General features: G+C 35.4%; 2 protein-coding genes. Both read right to left on the reverse strand.

All coding sequences use genetic code 11. From position 1 onward, the window contains the following. Nucleotides 1-216 precede the first annotated feature (216 nt). A complete protein-coding gene (locus RB620_RS30035; RefSeq protein ID WP_308100835.1) occupies nucleotides 217-774 on the reverse strand; it encodes a YdcF family protein in 558 nt (185 codons plus the stop codon). A gap of 161 nt (nucleotides 775-935) precedes the next feature. Then, a complete protein-coding gene (locus RB620_RS30040; RefSeq protein ID WP_308100833.1) occupies nucleotides 936-1,316 on the reverse strand; it encodes a hypothetical protein in 381 nt (126 codons plus the stop codon). Nucleotides 1,317-1,751: the final 435 nt, after the last annotated feature.

The following is a 1,751-nucleotide window of genomic DNA, read 5'->3' on the forward strand; positions in this document are numbered from 1 at the left end:
TATTCTTCGCGATTATTGGGGTGATTTCCAAAAGTCAAGGGGTTTTCCGTTTTTTAGCTTACATTTCTATGACTATTAATCGGTTTCCATCACTTGGAATGAACTGCATAAGTCATGAAGGTAATTTAGTATCAAAAAAGCAATAAAGACGAACAGATATACCAATTTTACTGTCACCTCATTCAGGCCATTGTAATTACTTCAGCCATTTAAGATTTATTTGTTTACCCACTTCGGAATATGTTGTTTAAAATATTGCCCTACCTTTGTTAGCTCGTTCATGACTCTGTTTATTTTATGTTCATCAAGATACCAATTATCACTTGTAGTACCAGTCTTATCTGTCACTGGGCTTACAAAAAATTCAATATTTAGAGGAAACTCAACTTGGTATGTAAGTAGAGCACGTCTTGCATGATAAGACTTGCATACTAATATTGCCTTCCTTAATCTAATGCCTTGTTGTTGAAGTTCCAACCAAGAATATCTTGCGTTCTCAAATGTATTAGTTGCCTTGTCTTCCCTTAGTATTGCATTTTCAGGAACACCAAGACTTATGCCGACAGCTCGCAGAAATTCCCATTCAGTTGAACTAATCTTAGGTGATTGGCCTCCCGACGGGAGGATATACGGTGCTAATCCCCGATGATACAATTCAGCTGCTTTTTTCATTAATTGCGGATGACTCCCACCAGGAATTAATATGACTTCAGAAGGTTCGATTCCAGTTTCAAAAAACATAAACTCCGTAATACAATCAAAAGGATTCGTCAAACCTTCCATCCCTTCCTATTGTTCCTTCATAGCTTGCAAAGTCGGATATTGTCTGAGCTCCTCTGCCAACATCTCCTGCCGAACCGAAGGTGAGTGATCGATGCGTGAATATGTTGGTATGGGATATTTTCGCCCCCCTGACCTCCTCACACACAATAATTTTATTCTTCTTTAATATAGTGTATTTCAATGTTTTCGTTCTTTAATGTCATTTCAGTTTTCTTTAATTCAATTTCATAAACTTCATCATTTATCGTTATTTTATTCTCTTTATTCAATTCATAATCTGCTTTAATATTAGTTTCAGAAAATTTCCTAACCGTCTTCTCATTCTCGATTTCATAAACGAAATTTCTGAATGTCACTTCATTTTCTGAAAACTCAATGAAATTATAAAGTGTCAACTCTTCTTCTGTTCCAACTATTTGATCTGCTTGATTCGCTACCCAGGAGCCTTGAATAACATCTTTTTTATCTTGTGAACAACCTGATATTAAAGTCGCTAATACAATGAATAGGAACATACTAATTCGTTTGTCCATTATTACTCCTCTTTCTTTCTGTCTCTACAATCAATATTATTCATTATGGTCTTTCAAATTTATTTATTATCTTCCATTTTCCATTTGATAATTTCAATATCAAAGTCATTGGAGCATGTGATCCATACATGGATTTTTTCGTAACGCTATCTTTACCCTCAAATTTATAAGTAATCCACACCTTCCCAATTAAGAAAAAGTGTAAGACCTTTCCTGTGCTCAATGAAAATTCAATATTATCGTTTGAGCCACTTGAAGGATATATTTCTTGTCTGAAAAATTTGTTCATTATACCTGGTTCGACGTATTTGCCTTCAACCTAAATTTCGAAAGCCCATAATATCAAGCAACTCGAATAGGGCGATCAGGAAACTACAACCAGTTATGGGTGGGGTGTTGTAGCAAATGCCCGTCTAATCGCGGTATTAGCAGACA

This window comes from Paenibacillus sp. LHD-117, from assembly GCF_030929555.1.
GTDB lineage: Bacteria > Bacillota > Bacilli > Paenibacillales > Paenibacillaceae > Pristimantibacillus.